The sequence below is a fragment of the Labrys okinawensis genome, assembly GCF_047345005.1.
GTDB lineage: Bacteria > Pseudomonadota > Alphaproteobacteria > Rhizobiales > Labraceae > Labrys > Labrys okinawensis.
Window position 1 is genome coordinate 6,496,337 of record NZ_CP178864.1, and the last position, 20,007, is coordinate 6,516,343.

Genomic DNA, 20,007 nt, shown 5'->3' on the forward strand with positions numbered 1-20,007 from the left:
CGCTCTTCCGCTGTCGTAGAACTCAACGTTTCTAAGAGCGGACAGGATGTCCGCGCTCCGAGGATCTCCAATGCTCGACAAGTCCCCCACCCGTTCCGACTGGGAAGCCAAGGCAGCCGCGCTGAAAGCCGAGGGCCGCGCCTTCATCGACGGTGTCTATGTCCCGGCCCGCTCCGGCAAGACCTTCGCCAAGACCTCGCCCATCGACGGGCGCGTGATTGCCGAAGTCGCCGATTGCGGCGCCGAGGATATCGAGGCAGCCGTCAAGGCCGCGCGCGCCGCCTTCGAGGATGGCCGCTGGCGCCACAAGGCTCCGGCCGAGAAGAAGCGCATCATGCTGCGCTTCGCCGAGCTGATCCGCGCAGATCTCGAGCACCTCGCCCTGCTCGAAACGCTCGATGTCGGCAAGGTTATCGGCAATTCGCTCGCCGTCGACGTGCCCTTCTGCGCTGATTGCATCCAGTACTACGCCGAATTCGCCGACAAGAGCTTCGACGAAGTGGCGCCCACCGGCCCAAACGACCTCGCCATCGTCCGCCGCGAGCCGCTCGGCGTGATCGGTGCCATCGTGCCCTGGAACTACCCGCTGATCATCACCTCCTGGAAGATCGGCCCGGCGCTGGTGGCCGGCAACTCCGTGGTGCTGAAGCCTGCCGAGCAGTCGCCGCTCTCGGCCCTGCGCCTCGGCGAACTGGCGAAGCGGGCGGGACTGCCGGACGGCGTGCTCAACATCGTACCCGGCTTCGGCGAGAAGGCCGGCAAGCCGCTCGCGCTCCATGCCGATGTCGACATGATATCCTTCACCGGTTCCACCGAGGTCGGCAAGCTGATGATGCGCTATGCCGGCGAGAGCAATATGAAACGTGTGGCGCTCGAATGCGGCGGCAAGAGCCCGCATGTCGTGCTCGCCGACGCCGATCTCGACGCTGCCGCCTCCGGCATCGCCTGGGGCATCTACTACAATCAGGGCGAAACCTGCCATGCCGGCTCGCGCGTGATCGCCCATGCCTCGATAAAGGATGCGCTGGTCAGGAAGATCGGCGAGGTCGCGGCACGTGAGATCCCGCTGGGCCATCCGCTCGATCCCGCCGCCCAGATGGGGGCGCTCGTCGAGAAGGGCCATATGGAGCGTGTGCTCAACTATATCGGCGTCGGCACCAGCGAGGGCGCCGTCATTGCCCATGGCGGCAGCCAGGCGATGGCGGAGACCGGCGGCTTCTATGTCGAGGCCACCATCCTCGACGGCGTCAGGCCTGAGCACCGCGTGGCGCGCGAGGAGATCTTCGGTCCGGTGGTGGTGGTGACCAGCTTCGAGGACGAAGCCGAGGCGCTTCGGATGGCCAACGATTCCATCTACGGCCTCGCCGCCGCGGTCTGGACCAGGGACATGGGCGCCGCCCATCGCTTCACGCGCGATCTGCGCGCCGGCACGGTGTGGGTGAACTGCTTCGACAAGTCTTCGCTGGCAACCCCCTTCGGCGGCTTCCGGCAATCGGGCTTCGGAAGGGACCGCTCGCCGCATGCGATCGAGAAATACATGGATTTCAAGACGGTCTGGACGGCTTATTCTTAATCCCGGGTGCGCGGACGTCTCGTCCGCATCTGGAAACGCAACGCTTGCAAGAGGAGGCGGACGAGACGTCCGCGCACCCGGGAATGAAAATCACCGGCATCGAGATCACTCACCACCGCCTGCCCCTCGACCCGCCCTTCAATGCGAGCTGGGATTCCAAGCCGCGCACTTCCTTCGATGCCACCATCGTGCGCGTAACCACGGACGAGGGCGTCACGGGCTATGGTTCGGGCGACACCATGACGGGCTTTGCCGGCCACGAGCGCTTCTTTATTGGCGAGGACCCGATGGCGATCGAGCGCCATTATCGCATCCTCTCCAACATCCAGTTCCATTACGGCCGTTGCTGGCCGCTGGATCTGGCGCTGTGGGACCTTGCCGGCAAGATCACCGGGCAGCCCGTGTGGAAGTTGCTCGGCGGCCTCTCCAACAAGGTGGCCGCCTACGCCTCCTCCGGCACGCTGCGCAAACCCGGGGATCTCGCCGATGCGGCCGAGGCCTATCTCGGCCAGGGCTTCAAGGCGCTGAAGATCCGCTTCCATCGCGGCGACTGGCGCGCCGACATCAAGGCGTTGGAGGCCGTGCGCTGCCGCGTTGGACACAAGCTCGATCTGATGGTCGACTGCAACCAGGGCTGGCGCATGTCCTGGGACGCCTACGCGCCCTGGTCGCTCAAGGACGCCGTGCCGGTGGCGCGCGAGCTCGAACGCCTCGGCGTCTACTGGATGGAGGAGCCGCTGCATCGCTCCGACCGCGAGGGCATGCGGCGCCTGCGCGAAATGGTGGATGTGCGCATTGCCGGTGGCGAGATGACGCGCGAGCTCTACGAGTTCCGCGATCTCATCCGTGACGGCTGCCTCGACGTGCTGCAGCCCGACGCCGCGCTGGTCGGCGGCATCACCGGCCTTCGCCGCGTCGCCGCGATGGCGCATGAGAACAACCTCGTGTTCACGCCGCATACCTGGACCAACGGCATGGGCGTCGCCGCCAATGTCCACCTCACCGCAGGCCTTGCCGACGCACCCTTCGTGGAATTCCCTTACGACCCGCCGGAATGGAGCCTGCCTCGCCGCGACTTCATGATGACCGAGCCGCTCGCAGTCGGCACCGACGGCATGATTACGCTGAGCGATGCGCCCGGCATGGGCTATGCGCTGGACGAAAAGGTGCTGGAGAAGACGCGGATCGGGTAATCCCGGAAGCGCGGGGTCTCCAGTCCCTGGGCGCTGACTTCACGGAGCGTGGTGCGGGATTGGAGCAACCTTAATCGACTTGGGTTTTTGGGGTCCAAATTGAGCCTCGGATAAGGACGGCTCTGGCGATGATGAGAAGCTTACGCATTGCGGCGATGACGGCGACCTTTGTCTCCTTTCCTTTTGCCTTAAGACGGTCGTAGAGGACCTTCAGGTCGGGGTTCCACTGAGTGGCGGCAGCCAGGGTTGGCAAATAAAGGGCGTTGCGAATGTTCTTTCTGCCACCTGCGATTGAGCGAGTGCCGCGCACGGTGGCGCTGTCGTTGTTGAAGGGGGCGACGCCGACGAGAGAAGCGATCTGGGTCGGCTCCAGATGCACCAGTTCGGGCAATCGGATGATCAGGACGAGGGCACTGTAATCGCCGATGCCGGGAATGGAGAGTAGGAGCTTGAAGGCCTTGTCGAGGTCGCCATGGGCTCGCAGTTCCTTCTTCAAGGCAGCGAGCTCTTGCTTGGCCCTGGCCTTGAAGCTTGTGATATCGGCTTTGATCTTGGCGATAAGACCTGTGTCGCGATAACGATCCAGACGCCCCTGCAGGCGGATGGCATCCTCGCGCGCTTGTTCGAGAAAGAGCAGTTTCTCGGCAAAACGGGCCAATCTGGCATCTGAGAACGCGGGTTTTTGCTCCCCCAAGGCCGTGAAGCGGGCAATCAAGACGGCATCGATGACGTCCGTCTTGGCCCTCTTGAGCTGCATCTTGCGGTAGAGCTTGATCTGGGCGGGCTGGTGCTGGGCGATCGCGAAGCCGGCTTCCTGCAAGGCCTGGATTAAATCGAAGCCGTAGCTGCCGGTGGCCTCCACGCCAACCAGGCTTACCTGCTGGCGCTTGAGGAAGGCGATGATCTGGGCAAAGCCCGCAGGCTCGTTGCTGGCTTCCAGCCGCTCCTCATCCTTGTCCAACCCGACATCGAGCTTGGCCTTGCCGATGTCGATTCCTGCAACGTTCATGCTACCATGAGATGTCTTCATTTGGCCCTGCCTTGTGTGCGAACCCAAGGTTCTGGCAACCTTCCGGGTCGATTGAAGAGGCCGTCCGACGATCAAGCTCCAAGACAGGCCCAAGCCTGGTGGCGATCACGATCCGAACGAACGGCCGCCATGGGCTGGGTGGCCACCCAGCCCATGGCACTCCTCACGAAGCAGCACAACTAAAGCACATCCCAATTACACAAGTGGCGATCTCCGATCGCCACTCCACGCCTATGGCATCCCTGCCTGCCTCCTCCCATCCCCATATGCTGCACTTCCAAGAGTAGGCAAGGATGCCTGCGATCCCAGGATTGATCGCCCCGGCGTCGCTATCGACGGGGCGATAAGCGCAGGCGGCAATCTCACGCCCTCTTGCCCGGGCGTGGCGCGGAGCGTTGCAAGGGCGCCCTTGCCAAAGCAGGCTCGGCACCCGCTGCGGCGACGATCTCCGCCGGTGCGGGCACGGCACCGAACAGATTGGCCAGGCGATCCCCGATCGGGGCGCCGAGACCGGTACAGGGATCCGGTCCGATGCGCGCACGGTAGAAGCCGTTGTCGCCGCTGACGATATCGCTGAAACAGGTCTGGTTCAGCCAGAGCTTGGGCGTCACCAGGCCGAGCCTGGCACCGAAGCTAGCGAACAGGCCCGCATAGAGCGGCGCTACGGCGCTGGTGCCCCCCAATGGAACCGAGGCGCCGTGAATGACGAGCTGATAGCCGGTGAAGGGATCGGCATTGCCGGCGACATCGGGAACCATGCGACCGGGGCCCTGCGGCGCGCCTGCCTGCCAGGGCTGCGACGGGAAGATCGTGGAGAAGCCGCCACCCGTGCCGTTCCCCTCGGGGCTGCCAGGGTCGTTGTTCCATACTGTCTCCGCCTGCGGCGTCTTGGTGGTGCCTCCACAGCCGATCACATAGGGAGAGGAGGAGGGCAGATCGACATTGGCTGGAGTCGCGCCACCATCCGACGAATCATTGTCGCCGGAGGCCGCGAAGACGATCATACCGCCGGAAGAGGCGGCCTTCGCCGCAGCGTTGAGGTTGGCGGCGTAGTCCACGCCCGCCTGCTGGCCTGCCGCCTGCCAGTTGGCTTCGTCCGAACCCCAGGAAATCGAACAGACATCGCAGCCATCGGCGGATGCCGCCGAGATCGCCGCGGCAATGGAACCCATGTCGGTCCCATCGGCCCAGTAGACGCGGATCGATGCCGGCTGTCCGGTCGCGAGCGTATAGGCGGCGGCGGCGATCTCGATGTCCATCGTCACTTCGGTGTCGGGATCCGCCTCATCGCCTTCGTGTCGGCCTGGACTGTTTCCCGGCCCGCTGATCACGACATCCTTGAGCGTGGGCGAAGGCTTGCCGATCGACTGGAAGAACGCCTCGATGTCGCTTGTCACGTAGCCACCGTCGAGTTCGATGATGGCGATCACCCCGCCACCCCTCAGCCCGGACGGCCATGAATAGGCCCGGCAGCGGTCAGGAAGGGTCCAGGGGGCGGCATTCGGCGCGACCCTCAGGGTCAACTTGCCCTTGCCCTGTCCAGGCCGCTTGAAATAAGGCCGGAGATGTTGGCGCGCGGCCTGGCGGGAGGCGGCGAGCAGGCTGGCAAACCTGGCGCGCATTGCAAATTGCATGATTACGCCGTCATAGAGGGCGGTCAGATCCGCTTTCATCTGCGTGCGCGAGGCGCCGTCGAGATAGATCATGTGTCCCGAGGCGTAGTTGCGGATCGTCAGATTGGCGCGCGCCTTCGAATCAACGAGCGGCATGGCATCAAGCGTGAGCTTCGTCTGGAAGAAGGGCGTCACACCATCGAAATAGCCATTGGCCGAGAACACTTTAAGATCCGGATTGGCCGCCATGGCCGCGGCGAGATCACCCGCCGTGTAGACGATCGGATTGCCGCTTGCATCCTTGCCGCCCTTCTGGGACCCCGTCGGATCGATATGGGAGAAGTCCCAGTTCGCATAGGCTTGGTCGTTGAGGTCGACGAAGTTGGATGTCGAGGTGAATTGGAGGTCATTGTTGAGATAGACGTTCCACATCGAGGTATAGACGCCCGAGACCGCCGCCATGGTGGGATCGTTGGAGCCCGAAGCCGGATCGACGATTGCGGCGATGCCGGTGTCGATGGCCGTGACCCGCCCGTCATAGATGCCGAGCGCCAGTCCCTGGTTCTGCAGCAGCGCCACCAGGAATGACGACGTGATGCCGTTGTTGGCCTCTACATTCAGCGCCCAGGAATCGAGCACGACCGGAGAAATGCCGAGCATCTCACCGAGCGTCTGAGTCGTCGCCGGATCGCTCTTGGGGAAGGCTGCGAGCGCCTTGGCATAAGGGCCCTGGGCGAAGGCGATCACCTGCGTCATGAAGCTTGGCAGGTCGGTCGGCGGTGGCGAGACCGTTGTCTTCTTGTGCCACCAGGCATCGGCAGCGAAGGTCGGCAACAGGCCGACGGGGTTGGAAAAAGTCGGCGGATAGTCGAGCACGCTCGATTGCAGGACGATGCCGTTCAGGTCGATGCCATCCTCGTGCAGCATCCAGGCGAGCACGCAGGAGCGCGCCGTGCCGTAGGACTCGCCGAACAGGAAGCGCGGGGAGTTCCAGCGGCCGAACGCCGTCAGATACCGCTTGATGAATTGCTTGATCGAGCGAGCGTCCTGGTCAACCCCCCAGAAGTCGCGATTCTTGGCCGGTGCGATGGCCGCCGAATAGCCGGTACCGATAGGGTTTATATAGACGAGGTCGGTGCGGTCGAGCAGGCTATCGGGGTTGTCCTCCATCCGGTAAGGCGGCGGCGGCGTGAAGCCGGGCATGTCGGTATGGATGCGCCGTGGTGAATAGGAACCCAGGAGCAAAAACACGGCGGAGGAACCCGGCCCACCGTTGTAGAAGAACGTGACCGGCCGCGTGCTTGGATCCGCCCCGTCTTCGGTGAAGGAAACATAGAAGAACTTCGCGTTTGGCTTCGAGGAGGACGGATCGACCGCCACGAGATGGCCGGCGCGAGCTGTATAGGCAATGGTCTTGCCGCCGATGGTCGCCGAATGATGGGTGATCGCGGCGTTTTCTGACGTATCTGTCACGTTGTCGTCGGGGCCGGCGCCATAGGGTGTGGTATCGAGGACAGGAATGTCGGTCGGTACAGCTTCCTGGTTTGAAGCGGCAATCAACATGAGATCCTCCTGAAAGGTTGAATATGTTGAAGCCCCCCGGCTGGTGATCGCTGTCGTAGGTTCTCCACTAGGTCTGGTATTACGAATTTGTGTTTCCCGATCCGGATCGGAAAAATAACGAGCGCCAAGACTTGCTTCCCGCGCTAGGTTTTACTGGCGGGTTTGGTGCACGGCCAAGGTATAGCATCCTGACTCAGCAAGACCGACGCAATGTCGCAAGATCAAATGTTGTGTATGCATTCCATGGTAGTGAACTAACCGTCATTGCGACGGTGTTCAGTATAAACAATTTTCCAATCCCTCGCCAGCAGAAGCATCCATGGGTCGTTGACATACGTTGACGTACAATAAGGATAGCAAACGGTATTATTGTCCCATCTTGAATGAGCCGGGCGCTCTGCGGACGCAGGGCGGCGGATACTCCATGCCGGGGAGGGCGAACATGGCCAGCGCCGAGGATCTGCGTCGTCTCGCTTTGAGCCTGCCAGGCACAAGCGAAGCCCCGCATTTCGACCGCATCGCCTTCAGAGCCGTGCGCATCTACGCCACGCTCGCGCCGGATCGGTTGAGCGCCAACCTCAAATTCACGCCGGAAGAGCAGGAATTCAAATGCCTGCTCGCCCCCGAAGCCTTCAGCCCGATCTCCAACGCCTGGGGTCGCCAGGGCTGGACGGTTGCAGTCTTGTCTCCGCTCTCGGATGAAGAATTGCGGGCGGCGCTGGAGATGGCCTGGAAGCATGGCACGGCGAAGAAGAGGCGCTGAACGGCAACAACTGTGTCTGCATCACCTCTCCACACTTACTTCACCTGCCGAGGCCGCGCGCATTGCCGCGGTGAGACAGATATCGGCAACTCTGGCGCGGCTACGCCATCCTCAACCGCTGCGCCCGAGCCTCCCACCAGACGAGGCCGAGGCTGGCGGCGACGATCAGCGCCGCGCCGGCGAAGACATGCGGCTTGGGAACATCCTGCCAGAGCAGATAGCCGTAGATGAAAGCCCAGACGAGCCCGGTATATTCGACCGGCGCGATGGCCGAGGCGGGGGCGTGGCGATAGCCCTCATAGAGCAGATATTGAGCGATGCCGGAGAGGAGGCCGAGGCCGAGCATCAGGGCCCAGCCGGTGAGATCGGGCGTCTTCCAGATGAAGGGAAGCACGGCGCCGCACACCACCACGAACAGGCCGGCGGTTGCGATCATCTGGTTGGCCGTGCTCTCGCTCCGGTTGATGAGACGGATCAGCACCGTGCCCCAGGCCCAGCAGAAGGCGGCGAACAGCACCATGGCGGCAGGCAGGAAATCGGCGCGGCCGGAAGGGTCCGCCGCCACGATGACGCCGACGAAGCCGGCGCTGACGGCGCCCCAGCGCGCCAGCGACACCTTCTCCTTCAGGATCAGGATCGAAAGCACCACGCCCATCACCGGCGCGCCGAAATACATCGTCGTGAGGTCGGCGAGGCCGAGATAGCGCGAGGCATTGTAGAAGCTGAGCCAGGCCACCAGCAGCAGGAAGGCGCGCGTGGTCAGCGCCCATTTGTTCTGGCTTTTCCAGATCGGCGGCTGGCCCTGGCGGTGGGCGATCGCCATCCCCAGGAATACGATGGTGATCGAGCGCAGAAAGAGAATCTGCGGCACCTCGTAGCTCTGCACCAGCCATTTCACCGTGGCGTCCTGGATGGAGAACAGGCAATAACCCGCCGCCGCCAGCGCGATGCCGGTCAGGGGGCGTGTATCGGAAGGGGAAGCGGGGGGCATGGGAGGGAAACAAACTTGTCAGGCAATAAACTATGCCTACGCCTCTATGGTTAAAGAAGTTGCTTGCACGCGCCATTTGCCGCCTCGTTCATGTCGTGTTCAAGCTAGGGCGAATATGCGGGAACGGGATGATGCGGCAGACGGTGATCCGGCCTTGGCGCCGGGCAGGGTAGGATTTCTGAAATGGACAGGCGCTGGTTGCCGCTGAATGCGTTGCGCGCTTTCGAAGCGGTCGGGCGCCAGGGTAGCTTCACCGCCGCCGCCCAGAGCCTGCTCGTCTCCCAGAGTGCGGTGAGCCGCCATGTCATCGGCCTCGAAGACTTCCTCGGCGTGCCGCTATTCGACCGCAAGCCCCCGCAGCCGGCGCTGACCGAGGCAGGCAAGCGCCTGCTGCCGGTGGTGGAGAAGGCCTTCGAGCGCATCGACACCACGCTTGAGGAGATCATGCGCGAGCGCGGCGAGCCGCAGCGTTCGCTCCGCGTGCTCCTGCCCACCACCTTCGCGCAACGCCTCGCCGTGCCCATCCTGCGCCATTTCCGCGCCGAGTTCCCCGACCTCAAGCTCGACATCGATTCCCGCCCGGTGCCCGGCAATGCCGAGCGCGAGGCCGATATCGCCGTGATCTACACCCCGCCGCGCGTGGCGCCCCAGGTGCTCGACCTGCTGTGGATGGTGAAGCTCACCATCCTCTGCCATCCCGAGGTGGCGGCGAAGGCCGGCACGATGGACATCGCCACCTTCCTCGCCGCCAACGACCTCCTGCATGTGAAGCTCGATGCCCGCCCGCCGGCCTTCCTGTGGGAGAATTTCGCCCGCGCCGCCCATGTCAGCGCCGGCCCGCTCGACCGCGGCCTCGTCTTCGACACTGCCCAGCTCGCCGTGCAATATGCCCTCTCGGGCGCGGGCCTCGCCCTGGTCGACCCCGTGCTGTTCGAGGAGGAGATCCGCGCCGGCAGGCTGGTGCGGCCTTATGACATCCATGTCGACGACGGCTATGGCTACTACCTCTCCATCCATCCCGACGATCTCGACCGGCCGGAGATAGCCCTCTTCCGCTCCTGGCTGATCCGCCGCTTCTCCCGCCCGCCCGCCATCAGCGAACCGCCGCAACAGGCGATGTGAAACGAAAAGCCCCTGCACGACTGATTCCCCCTGCTCGAAAGCCTCACCTTTGCGTTCCCCTTACGCTTCCATCGCTGCCCTGCTGGTCTCCGTCGCCGGTGTGCTGGCCGGCAATGGCGTGCTCACCACCCTCCTGCCGGTGCGGGCCGAGCTCGAGCATTTCCCTGCGCTCGCCATCAGCCTGATGGGTTCGGCCTATTTCGGCGGCATGTTGACCGGCGCCCTCCTGACGCCCCGGCTGGTGCAGCGCTTCGGCCACATCAAGGCCTTCGGGCTTTCCTCCTTCTGCGGCGCGCTGATGATCCTCGCCGCTGGCACCTTCGTGGAACCGCATGCCTGGGTCTGCATCGGCTTCCTGCGCGGCTTCTTCCTCGCCGGCATCTACGCCATCGTCGAGAGCTATCTGCAAGGCAAGGCCGAGAACCGTATCCGCGGCCGGCTGCTCGGCCTCTATTCGATCACCCAATATGGCGGCTGGGCCATCGGCAACCAGTTCATGCGGCTGGGTGACCCGCACGCCTTCACCATCTTCGGCATCGCGGCGGCCGTACTGGCGGTGTTCCTCTCCCCGCTCCTGCTCATCGAGGACGGGCCACCGCCGAAGGACTCGCGCCGGCCGAGCATGCGCTTGCTCTGGCTGCTGAGGACCACGCCCGTCGGCTTCGTCTGCGCCGCGCTGATCGGCTTTGCCAACGGGCCCTTCTGGTCGCTCACGCCGGTTTATGCAACCAAGCTCGGCATGGACGGCGTGCAGACCGGCACGCTGGTCACGGCCATCACCCTGGGCTCTGCCGCCTTCCAGTTTCCCGTCGGCCGCATTTCTGACGCCTTCGACCGCCGCAAGGTGCTGATGGGCCTGTGCATCCTCACCGCTCTGTTCGAGGTCGGCATCTACTGGAGCGGTGCTCGCCTGATCGGCTGGCCCTTCGTGGTGGTCGGCTTCATCATCGGCGGCATCATCTCGACGCAATATTATGTGAGCTCTGCCTATACCAACGACATCACCGGCCGCGACAACGCCGTGGGTGTCGCCTCGGCCTTGCTCTTCCTCTACTGCATCGGCGCCGTGCTCGGCCCGGTGACGGCCTATTACGTCATGCGCTGGCTTGGGGATTCGGCACTCTACCTCCACAATGCCGGCATCCACGTCGCCATGGCGGTGTTCGTGATGCTGCGGGTCCTGAGGAGCCCTGCTATCGAGAAGGTTAGGCTCAGCCGCGTAGCCGCCACCGCCGATAGATGATAGTTTGTTTCAAAGCCCTTGGGATTTGCGGTTGATGTCGGACAAGAGAGACGATTTCTGGCTTTTCACTTCTCAGGCCCCCGAAGCGGTGGCCTGGCGCCGGGCACAGATCATCGCGAGCAATGCGATCGAAGGTATCGAGGTCCATCCGGAAAATGCCGCTTGGGACAGGGAGCTTGAAGAAGCGGGCGCCTCGGTTGAGAGGCGCATCGAGCTTTTCGTGGAGCGCATGAAGGACAAAGCGAGGAAGCAATCCGCTGCCTGATCACGTCGCGTTCGCCCTCACATGACCAGGTCCTCAACTGAGGCGGCCACTTATAATCGTTATTTCTATATTGGATCGGAGCCGCGTGTTCCAATCAACAAACTCGGCATCAAGGACCGGGCGCTGCTCGAAGAAGCCGAGGGCCTGCTTGTTGAACTAAGGGTAGCCCAGGGCCTGCCCCGCAAGGCTCTGCAACTCACCTATGCCGGCTTCAAGGCGATACACCACCATCTCTTCCAGGATCTTTTCGACTGGGCCGGCAAGGAGCGTACCTATACGACGGCGCGCAACCCGATCGTGAGCTTTGCGCAGCCTGAGCACATCACGGGCTGGATGGAGGCCCAATTCATCTCATTGCGCGGCGACAACTATCTGCGAGGGCTGGACAGGACTGTTTTCGCGCAGAAGGCGGCGGTGCTGGTCAACGAGATCAACGCGGCCCATCCTTTCATCGATGGCAATGGCCGGGTGCAGCGCCTGTGGCTACAGATCGTCGCGGAACAGGCCGGGTACCGAGTAGAGATCCACCGCCAGGATCGCGAGGCCTGGAACGAAGCGGCGCGGATCGGCTTCCTGCGATCCTCAGAGCCGATGGCGCGATTCATCTTCGAGCGAATGGCATAGCCGGGAACGCGGACCTGACCACAACATGCGAGTGTCGTAGGGAGGTCAGCGCTCTCAGCATCACCAATGCGCCGCTACTGCGGCGCAGCCGATCAGGCCTGGCGTGGGATGCGTGATCAGGCGCGTCGGGATCTGGGCCAGGAATTTCTCCAGCGGCGTCTTGGCTTCGAAGGCATGGCGGAAGGCTTGCTTGTCCATCAGGGCCGAGAGCTTCTGCACCACGCCGCCATAGAGGAAGACTCCGCCCTTGGCCGCAAACATCAGGGCCACGTCGCCGGAGAAGCGGGCGAGATAGTCGAAGAACAGGTGGGCGGCCTCGACGGCGGTGGCGTCCGTGCCCGCCACGGCACTGGTACCGATATCGGCGGCGCTGCGGTCCTGGGGGTGGCCCGCCAGTTCGTTGAGGGCGGCGTCGATCCGCTGGAGACCGGGACCGGACAGCACGTGCTCGCCGGAGACGCGGCCGATCTTGTGCCGGATGAGTTCGTGCGCCCTGGCCCATTGGCCATCCGGCACGCCGATCTCGGCATGGCCGCCTTCCGACGGCACGGCCACCCAGCGCGAGCCGCCGCGCACCAGCGCGCCGACGCCGAGTCCCGTACCCGGACCAAGCACTGCCATGTTGCCGCCAGAGGTGTAGGCCTGCACTTCGCCGATCACGGTGGTGTCGCTGTCGGCCAGATGCGGCAAGGCATGGGCCACCGCCTCGAAATCATTGATCACGTCGAGCCGTATGAAGCGCAGCGCCGCCGCCAGCTTCGGCGGGTTGAACAGCCAGCTCTGGCGGTTCGTCGGGCCGACCATGTCGCCTGCCACCGGCCCGGCGATGGCGACGACGCCGGCATTGGGGCGCTCGCCGACCTCGGTGATATAGGCCTCGATGGCATCCTGGAAGGTCGGGAAGTGCTCGTTCTCGTAATGCCGTTCGCTGCGGTAATCCGTCCGCCCCCTGTTGACGAGCGCAAACCGGCTGTTAGTGCCGCCGATATCGCCGAGCAAGGTCACATCTGTCATGGGTGTTCCCATCTTCTTGGTGGTTGCTGCGAAGGTGACGTGTCGGGACGGAATTGGCAAGCGCGCTCACTTGCCCCGCTTCCTACCCGTCGGCTTCCCTAGAGCAGAACCATCCCCCCAAAGGCCTTTGAACCACGTCTAGCAGCTTTCTGCTCCGACCCAAGAATTATGTAAGATTATTCAGAACTCTGTTCGTGGCGTCGCCAAGTCTCACCGATCACAGGATGGGTCATGATGGCCCGCCGCAGCGTCCGGAAGACCGGCAGATCCTGGGCAGGCTCATGCCAATCGGCTAGCATGGCCGCATAGGCATCGACGATAGTCGGCGTTTCACCGAAAAGGAACGGCCCCTTCATCGCTCCGGCGACAATGGCAAAGATACGATCGGACTCCCGGCTCGCCGCCACGCGAACAGCCTCGATCCCAGCCTCGCTCGCATCGGCCGTAAAGCGGTCGGCGTAATAGTAGCGCAAGGCCGCAGGATAACCGGCGACGGCGAGGAACATCAGCCAGCGCAGCGCCGTTCCGCGTTCCGAGGAACCGGCGGGCGGCAGCAGGCCCGAGTCCGGGCGCGCCTCGTCGATCGCAAGCACGATGGCCGCCGTCTCGGCCAGCACGGTTCCGCAGGGCATGATGGCCACCGGCACCTGAGCCGCCGGATTGAGCGCGAGGAAATCCGGCTCATGCTGGCTGCTCTTCTTTTCAACCAGGATCGCCTCGGGCTCGATGCCAGCCCAGGCGAAGGCGATCGCGGTCACCAGCGATCCGCTTTGGGGGCGCCAATAGTGCCGCCATTTGGTCATCTTGGTCTCATCCTTTGCTTGGGCTCGGAGACATGACATGCTGCGATGTCAGTACTGCCCCTCACCTCTATCCTCTCCCCGTAAACGGGGCGAGGGGGCGCAATCGTCGAATTCTATTCGTCAACGCCTCATCTCGCCCAGCTGTCGTGCGAGATGAGGCGATTGAAATGATACGCGCCTTCGAAGCCTCCTCGCCCCGTTCTCACGGGGAGAGGATGGAGGTGAGGGGCTGCGCGACCTTCCAAGGGCCTCCAGGCCGCCGCCCCTTCCCACCCCCTCACAGGCTCTTCAGTATCTCTTCCACCATCTTCTTGGCATCGCCGAACAGCATCATGGTATTGTCCCGGAAGAAGAGTTCGTTCTCCACGCCCGCATAGCCCGAGCCCATGCCGCGCTTGATGAAGAGCACGGTCTTGGCCTTCTCGACATCGAGGATGGGCATGCCGAAGATCGGCGAGGCCGGATCGGTCTTGGCGGCCGGGTTGGTCACGTCATTGGCGCCGATGACGAAAGCCACGTCCGCCTGGCCGAACTCGGCATTGATGTCCTCGAGCTCGAACACTTCGTCATACGGCACATTGGCCTCGGCCAGCAACACGTTCATATGCCCGGGCATGCGGCCGGCGACGGGGTGGATGGCATAGGCGACGTCGACGCCCTCGGCCTTCAACCTGTCGGCCATCTCGCGCAAGGCGTGCTGGGCCTGCGCCACCGCCATGCCGTAGCCGGGTACGATGATGACCTTGGAGGCATTCTTCATGATGAAGGCGGCATCCTCGGCCGAACCCTGCTTCACCGGCCGGGTTTCCGGCCCCTTGGCCGTACCGGCCACAGCATCGCCGCCGAAACCGCCGAGGATCACCGAGATGAAGGAGCGATTCATGCCCTTGCACATGATGTAGGACAGGATTGCACCCGAGGAGCCGACCAGCGCGCCGGTGATGATCAGCGCCAGATTGCCAAGCGTGAAGCCGATACCCGCCGCCGCCCAGCCCGAGTAGGAGTTGAGCATCGAGACGACCACCGGCATATCGGCGCCACCTATGGGGATGATGATCAGCCCGCCGAGCAGGAGCGCCGTCAGCACGATCAGCCAGAAGAAGGCATGCGCCTCGAAGACGACGAAGGCGATGATCAGCAGAACCAGCAACGCGGCGACGGCGGCATTGATGATGTGCCGGCTTGGCAGCAGGATCGGCGCGCCGGACATATTGCCGTTGAGCTTGGCGAAGGCGATGATCGAGCCGGTGAAGGTGATGGCGCCGATGGCCACGCCGAGCGACATCTCGACCAGCGAGCCATGCTCGATCGCACCGGCCTCGCCGATGCCGAAGGCAGAGGGCGCATAGAGGGCACCGGCGGCGACGAACACGGCGGCAAGACCAACACCGGAATGGAAGGCGGCGACGAGCTGGGGCATCGCCGTCATGGCGACGCGCCGGGCCACCACGGCGCCGATGCCGCCGCCGACGGCGATGCCGAGAACGACGAGCAGCCACCCCGACCAGTCGGAAGGCGGCGCCACCGCGAGCGTGGTGAGGATGGCCACGCCCATGCCGATCATGCCGAAGCGGTTGCCCTGGCGCGAGGAGGCGGGCGAGGACAGACCGCGTAGCGCCAGGATGAACAGCACGCCGGCGACGAGGTAGAGAAGCTGGGTCAGGTTGACGGACATATCAGAGCCTCACTGCGCCGCAGGCGGGGCGATCCCGTCCTGGGCTGAAGGCTTGGGTCTTTCTTTCGGCTTGTACATGGCCAGCATGCGCTCGGTGACCAGGAAGCCGCCGAAGATGTTGATGGAAGCAAGGATCAGGGCAAGGAACCCGAAACCGCGCGCCCACCAGGAGCCGCCCTCTCCGGCCATCGACACGCCGACGGAAAGCAGGGCACCCACCACGATCACGGAAGAAATGGCGTTAGTCACCGACATCAGCGGCGTGTGTAGTGCCGGGGTTACGGACCAGACCACGTAATAGCCTACGCAAATCGCCAGCACGAAGATGGCGAAGCGGAAGACGAAGGGATCGATCGCGCCCCCGCTCGCCGCATGGGCCGCCGCGCCGATGGTGGTGGCGATCTGGTCTGCATAGGAATGGGCGAGATCGGCCGCCTGCCGGGCGCCCTCGGCGGCAGCATTGGCCTTGTCGAGCAGTTCCTGCGGCGTATCGGCCATGGCGATCTCCCGGAATTGGGGGCGGGTCTTTGGGTCCACCCGGAAACGCAGAGCCAGCAGGCGGGTCTGAAGACCCGCCCACCGAAGAGTCCCTCAGCCAACCTGCAGCTGGAACATCGGATGGACGATGGCGCCGTCGCGGGTAAGGAGCGTCGCCTTGACGAGTTCGTCCTCCCAGTTCGGCGCCAGCACCTTCTCCTTCTTGTCGACCAGCGTCTCGACAAAGGCGAGGAGATTGCGGGCATAGAGCGAGGAGGCAGAGGCGGCGAGGCGCCCGGGAACGTTGAGATAGCCGATGATCTTCACGCCATTGGCCGTGGTGACGACCTCGCCGGCCCTGGCGCCTTCGACATTGCCGCCACGCTCGACGGCAAGGTCCACCAGCACCGAACCCGGCTTCAGGCTCTCGACCATGGCTGATGAGACAAGGTGCGGCGCCGGCCGGCCGGGAATCAGGGCGGTGGTAATGACCACATCCTGTTTCCTGATATGCTCGGCAACGAGCGCTGCCTGCTTGGCCTGGTACTCCGCCGACATCGGCTTGGCATAGCCGGCCGCCGTCTCGGCCTGTCTGAACTCCTCGTCCTCCACCGCCACGAATTTGGCGCCGAGCGAGGCGACCTGCTCCTTCGCGGCGGGACGGACATCGGTGGCGGTGACGATGGCGCCGAGACGGCGGGCGGTGGCGATGGCCTGCAGGCCGGCGACACCGGCGCCCATCACGAAGACCTTGGCGGCCGGGACAGTGCCCGCCGCCGTCATCATCATGGGAAAGGCGCGGCCGAACTCGGCGGCGGCATCGACGACGGCACGGTAGCCGGCGAGGTTGGCCTGCGAAGAGAGCACGTCCATCACCTGGGCACGGGTGATACGAGGCATCAGTTCCATGGCGAAGGCGGCGACGCCGGCCCGCGCCACGACCTCAAGCGCCTCCTGCTGGCCATAGGGATCCATGATCGCCAGCACCAGCGCACCGGCGGGATAGGCGACGAGTTCCTCGGCCGCGGGACGGCGGACCTTGAGGACGATCGCGGCACCCTGCAGGGCTTCGGTGTTCGAAGGAGCGATGGCGGCGCCAGCCTCCCGGTAATCGGCATCGGTAATTCCGGAGGCAAGGCCGGCGCCAGCTGCCACCGTGACCGAGGCCCCAAGGGCGATCAGCTTCTTCACCGTATCGGGCGTGGCGCCGACGCGTGGCTCGCCGGGATCGACTTCTTTGGGTACCGCTATGCCGATCATGGTCGCTCCTCGACGGGGACATAAGGAGGCACGGAACATTCGCCCGGCGAGGGCCGGTCGAGCCAGGCTCCCCGAAATGGGAGCGGAGAGATCACGGAAGATGGCCGCCGCGGCGGGATCTCAATGGGTGAGAAGCAGCAGGGTCAGGAGCTGGATCACAACGACCAGAGCGCCGGGCTTCCAGCTCCAGTTCTTCACAGCCATGCCCAGGATGTTGGCAATCGTCGAAACGATCAGCAGGAAGGAGGCGATGCCCCAATGATTTGTCGTGCCGCCGATGCCCAGCGTGACGACGATGCCAAGCACCCATGCCATACCGATCCCGGACAGGCGCAGGAAGCCTTCATAGGTGCCCTTGTGATCGGAAAAATCGTGCGAGGTCATCGCTTCTTGATGTGCTTCGGCCATTTTCATCCCCAAACTTGGATAAGGGCCTTTAGCGCGAAGTGCCCTTGCGCGCAATGCGGCGAATTGTGGGCGTGGCGCAAACCTCAGCCGATGAGCAGGGTTCCGGAACGCAAGCGTCCGAGCGGAACATTTGCGGCGCACCGATGCTTCACTACATTGCGCTACAAGAGACTACATGGGTATTTGCTATGTCCGCGATTCCTTTCTCGTTACGCCTTGATCCTGCAATCAAGGTACGATTGGATGCGGAAGCCAAGCGCATCGATCGTTCCGCTTCCTGGCTGGCAACTCAGGCCATCGGGGCCATGCTCGATGCCCGTGCGACTAAGGAAGAGGCAATTCGAGCTGCAATTGTCGAGGCTGACAAGGGCGAGTTCATTTCAAGTGCAGCAATGCGTCGATGGATCAAGTCCCTTGGAACCGAAAAGGAGCTACCGCCTCCGGAGATTGATGTTTTCCCGAAGCGCTCGTAGTTGATAATGGAGATCGTATACCTTCGCAGCGCCCAAATCGACTATCTGTGAATGCACGATTATTACTCAAATATCTTTCCTGAAGGGAAGTCACGGGCGGAAGTGCATTTTGAGGCCACTGAAAGGGTGCAAATGGAAACCCGGCAATCGGTCGCCTGATGTCGCCAAGCAGCATCCGGGAAATCGTTATCCCGCGGACGCCGTTTTCGCTGGCCTACCGCATAAGATCCGGGCAGATCGAGGTCCTTCGTGTCTGGGACGGACGCGCTGACCGGTCGCTTCTCGACATCCGGTAGTCTCAATACCACGCATCCGGCACCTCGGCCTTTTTCCGTGCCACATAATCCGTCAGCGCCTCGCGCTTGTCATCATCCATGGGCGTCGCCTCATAGGCTTCCAGCATGGCCTTCCACTTGCGGTTGGCGCGCTTGACGATGTCGTGGCTGCCCTCCTCGCTCCACTGTTCGAAGGAATTGTTGTCCGAGAGCGGGAAGTCGTAGAAGGCAGTCTCGTAATTGCGCATTGTGTGGGCGCTGCCGAGAAAATGCTTGCCGGGGCCGACCTCGTGGAAGCCATCGAGGGCGAAGGCGTTCTCGTCCACCGGCATGCCGAGCGCCAAAGTGTGGAGGGCGCCGAGCTGGTCGGCATCCATCACGAATTTCTCATAGGACATGGCGAGCGCGCCCTCCGCCCAGCCGGCCGAGTGCAGGATGAAATGGGCGCCGGCGAGAAAGGCTGGCCACATCGAATTGGCGCTCTCATAAGCGGCCTGCGCATCCGGTATCTTGGAGGCGCAGAGATTGCCGCCGCAGCGCAGGGGTACGCCGAGGCGGCGGGCGAGCGCGCCAATGCCGAGATAGCCCAGCGCCGGTTCCGGTGTGCCGAAAGTGGGTGCACCCGATTTCAGCGACATCGATGACAGGAAATTACCGAGGATCGCCGGCGCGCCGGGACGTTCGAGCTGGGTCAGCGCCACGCACATCATCGCCTCGGCAAAGCACTGGGCGAGAGCGCCGGCCGTCGTCACCGGACCCATGGCGCCGCCGAGGATGAAGGGCACGCAGACCGCCGCCTGGTTCGCGCGCGCATAGGTGCGTATAACGCGCGAGGCCTCGCCATCGAGAACGAGGGGTGAGTTTGTGTTGACATTGCCGAGAATGACGCAATTGGCGTCGACGAAATCGGCCCCGAACAACACCCGGCACATTTCGATGGAATCGGCGGCGCGCGGCGCGGTGGTCACCGAGCCCATGAATCCCTTGTCGGACAGGGTCATGTGAGCGAGCACCATGTCGAGATGGCGCTTGTTGACTGGCACGTCCACCGGTTCGCACACCGTTCCGCCGGAATGGTGCAGCCAGGGCGTCATATAGGCCAGCTTCACGAAATTGCCGAAATCCTCCAGCGTGCCATAGCGCCTGCCACGATCGGCATCGGTGACGAAGGGCGAGCCGTAGGCGGGCGAGAACACCGTGTGGGCGCCGCCGATCATCACCGAGCGCTCGGGATTGCGGGCATGCTGCATGAAACTCGCAGGGCACGTGCGCTGGATGATCGAGCGGATCAGCCCGCGCGGCGGCCGGACGCGCCAGCCATCGGTGTCGGCACCCGCCGCCTTGAAGAGATCCACGGCCTCCTGGTCGCCGCGGATCTCGAAGCCGACCTCCTCAAGGATGCGGTCGGCATGCTCCTCGATGAGCGCCAGCGCCTCCTCGGAGAGGATCTCATAGGGCGGGATCTTACGGGTGATGTAGGGAGGCGCGGCCGGCCCGCTGCGCGCCCCGCGCCGGCCTGATCGAGAGCGCCTTGCCTCCGTCACTGCTTCCGTCATCGTCCCGCTCCCTGCTGTTTCGAGCGATGCTAACGGCAAGGCAGGCCGTCAAAGACTGAAAGCAGACATCGGCTGTTCCAGAGGCG

The 20,007-nt window shown here is 63.7% G+C and carries 18 protein-coding genes; 8 read left to right on the forward strand and 10 right to left on the reverse strand.

Features of this window, described 5'->3' with window-relative positions; all coding sequences use genetic code 11:
• Positions 1-70 precede the first annotated feature (70 nt).
• The gene (locus ACMDCR_RS30160) at positions 71-1,573 is read left to right on the forward strand and encodes an aldehyde dehydrogenase (protein ID WP_413990144.1); all 1,503 of its coding nucleotides are present in this window, start codon (positions 71-73) and stop codon (positions 1,571-1,573) included.
• An 83-nt stretch (positions 1,574-1,656) separates the two neighbouring features.
• A complete protein-coding gene (locus ACMDCR_RS30165; RefSeq protein WP_413990145.1) occupies positions 1,657-2,766 on the forward strand; it encodes a mandelate racemase/muconate lactonizing enzyme family protein in 1,110 nt (369 codons plus the stop codon).
• 70 nt (positions 2,767-2,836) lie between these two features.
• On the opposite strand, the gene ACMDCR_RS30170 is transcribed toward ACMDCR_RS30165, so the two are convergent.
• A complete protein-coding gene (locus ACMDCR_RS30170; RefSeq protein WP_413990083.1) occupies positions 2,837-3,775 on the reverse strand; it encodes an IS110 family transposase in 939 nt (312 codons plus the stop codon).
• 383 nt (positions 3,776-4,158) lie between these two features.
• The gene (locus ACMDCR_RS30175; protein ID WP_413990146.1) at positions 4,159-6,972 is read right to left on the reverse strand and encodes a S10 family serine carboxypeptidase-like protein; all 2,814 of its coding nucleotides are present in this window, start codon (positions 6,970-6,972) and stop codon (positions 4,159-4,161) included.
• Positions 6,973-7,414: 442 nt separating this feature from the next.
• Between ACMDCR_RS30175 and ACMDCR_RS30180 the strand changes: the two genes are divergently transcribed.
• Positions 7,415-7,735 (forward strand): MmcQ/YjbR family DNA-binding protein, encoded by a 321-nt coding sequence (locus ACMDCR_RS30180; protein WP_413990147.1) that lies wholly within the window; start codon positions 7,415-7,417, stop codon positions 7,733-7,735.
• 100 nt (positions 7,736-7,835) lie between these two features.
• Here ACMDCR_RS30180 and ACMDCR_RS30185 read toward each other — a convergent pair whose 3' ends face one another.
• Positions 7,836-8,726 (reverse strand): DMT family transporter, encoded by an 891-nt coding sequence (locus tag ACMDCR_RS30185; protein WP_413990148.1) that lies wholly within the window; start codon positions 8,724-8,726, stop codon positions 7,836-7,838.
• A 183-nt stretch (positions 8,727-8,909) separates the two neighbouring features.
• Between ACMDCR_RS30185 and ACMDCR_RS30190 the strand changes: the two genes are divergently transcribed.
• Genes ACMDCR_RS30190 through ACMDCR_RS30205 form a run of 4 tightly spaced genes read left to right on the forward strand, consistent with a single transcriptional unit; the run spans position 8,910 to position 11,980 of the window.
• The gene (locus ACMDCR_RS30190) at positions 8,910-9,848 is read left to right on the forward strand and encodes a LysR substrate-binding domain-containing protein (protein ID WP_413990149.1); all 939 of its coding nucleotides are present in this window, start codon (positions 8,910-8,912) and stop codon (positions 9,846-9,848) included.
• Between the two features lie 49 nt (positions 9,849-9,897).
• Positions 9,898-11,091 carry an MFS transporter gene (locus ACMDCR_RS30195; protein WP_413990150.1) on the forward strand — a complete coding sequence of 398 codons (1,194 nt, stop codon included), beginning with the start codon at positions 9,898-9,900 and terminating at the stop codon, positions 11,089-11,091.
• A gap of 34 nt (positions 11,092-11,125) precedes the next feature.
• A complete protein-coding gene (locus ACMDCR_RS30200) occupies positions 11,126-11,356 on the forward strand; it encodes a hypothetical protein (protein ID WP_413990151.1) in 231 nt (76 codons plus the stop codon).
• 21 nt (positions 11,357-11,377) lie between these two features.
• Positions 11,378-11,980 (forward strand): Fic/DOC family protein, encoded by a 603-nt coding sequence (locus tag ACMDCR_RS30205; protein WP_413990152.1) that lies wholly within the window; start codon positions 11,378-11,380, stop codon positions 11,978-11,980.
• A gap of 60 nt (positions 11,981-12,040) precedes the next feature.
• Here ACMDCR_RS30205 and glk read toward each other — a convergent pair whose 3' ends face one another.
• From glk to ACMDCR_RS30235, 6 genes are all read right to left on the reverse strand, one after another.
• A complete protein-coding gene (gene glk, locus ACMDCR_RS30210; protein WP_413990153.1) occupies positions 12,041-12,994 on the reverse strand; it encodes a glucokinase in 954 nt (317 codons plus the stop codon).
• Between the two features lie 176 nt (positions 12,995-13,170).
• Positions 13,171-13,797, reverse strand: a complete 627-nt coding sequence (locus tag ACMDCR_RS30215; protein ID WP_413990154.1) for a glutathione S-transferase family protein — start codon at positions 13,795-13,797, stop codon at positions 13,171-13,173.
• 277 nt (positions 13,798-14,074) lie between these two features.
• The gene (locus tag ACMDCR_RS30220) at positions 14,075-15,472 is read right to left on the reverse strand and encodes an NAD(P)(+) transhydrogenase (Re/Si-specific) subunit beta (protein ID WP_413990155.1); all 1,398 of its coding nucleotides are present in this window, start codon (positions 15,470-15,472) and stop codon (positions 14,075-14,077) included.
• A gap of 9 nt (positions 15,473-15,481) precedes the next feature.
• Complete coding sequence (locus ACMDCR_RS30225; protein ID WP_413990156.1) at positions 15,482-15,970, reverse strand: NAD(P) transhydrogenase subunit alpha; 489 nt, start codon at positions 15,968-15,970, stop codon at positions 15,482-15,484.
• 93 nt (positions 15,971-16,063) lie between these two features.
• Positions 16,064-17,206, reverse strand: coding sequence for a Re/Si-specific NAD(P)(+) transhydrogenase subunit alpha (locus ACMDCR_RS30230; protein ID WP_413993767.1), 1,143 nt, complete (start codon positions 17,204-17,206; stop codon positions 16,064-16,066).
• Between the two features lie 123 nt (positions 17,207-17,329).
• Entirely contained in the window at positions 17,330-17,617 is a 288-nt protein-coding gene (locus tag ACMDCR_RS30235; protein WP_413990157.1) for a hypothetical protein, read from the reverse strand.
• A gap of 143 nt (positions 17,618-17,760) precedes the next feature.
• Between ACMDCR_RS30235 and ACMDCR_RS30240 the strand changes: the two genes are divergently transcribed.
• Positions 17,761-18,090 carry a CopG family ribbon-helix-helix protein gene (locus ACMDCR_RS30240; RefSeq protein ID WP_413990158.1) on the forward strand — a complete coding sequence of 110 codons (330 nt, stop codon included), beginning with the start codon at positions 17,761-17,763 and terminating at the stop codon, positions 18,088-18,090.
• Between the two features lie 298 nt (positions 18,091-18,388).
• Here ACMDCR_RS30240 and ACMDCR_RS30245 read toward each other — a convergent pair whose 3' ends face one another.
• Positions 18,389-19,921, reverse strand: a complete 1,533-nt coding sequence (locus tag ACMDCR_RS30245) for a trimethylamine methyltransferase family protein (protein WP_413990159.1) — start codon at positions 19,919-19,921, stop codon at positions 18,389-18,391.
• Positions 19,922-20,007: the final 86 nt, after the last annotated feature.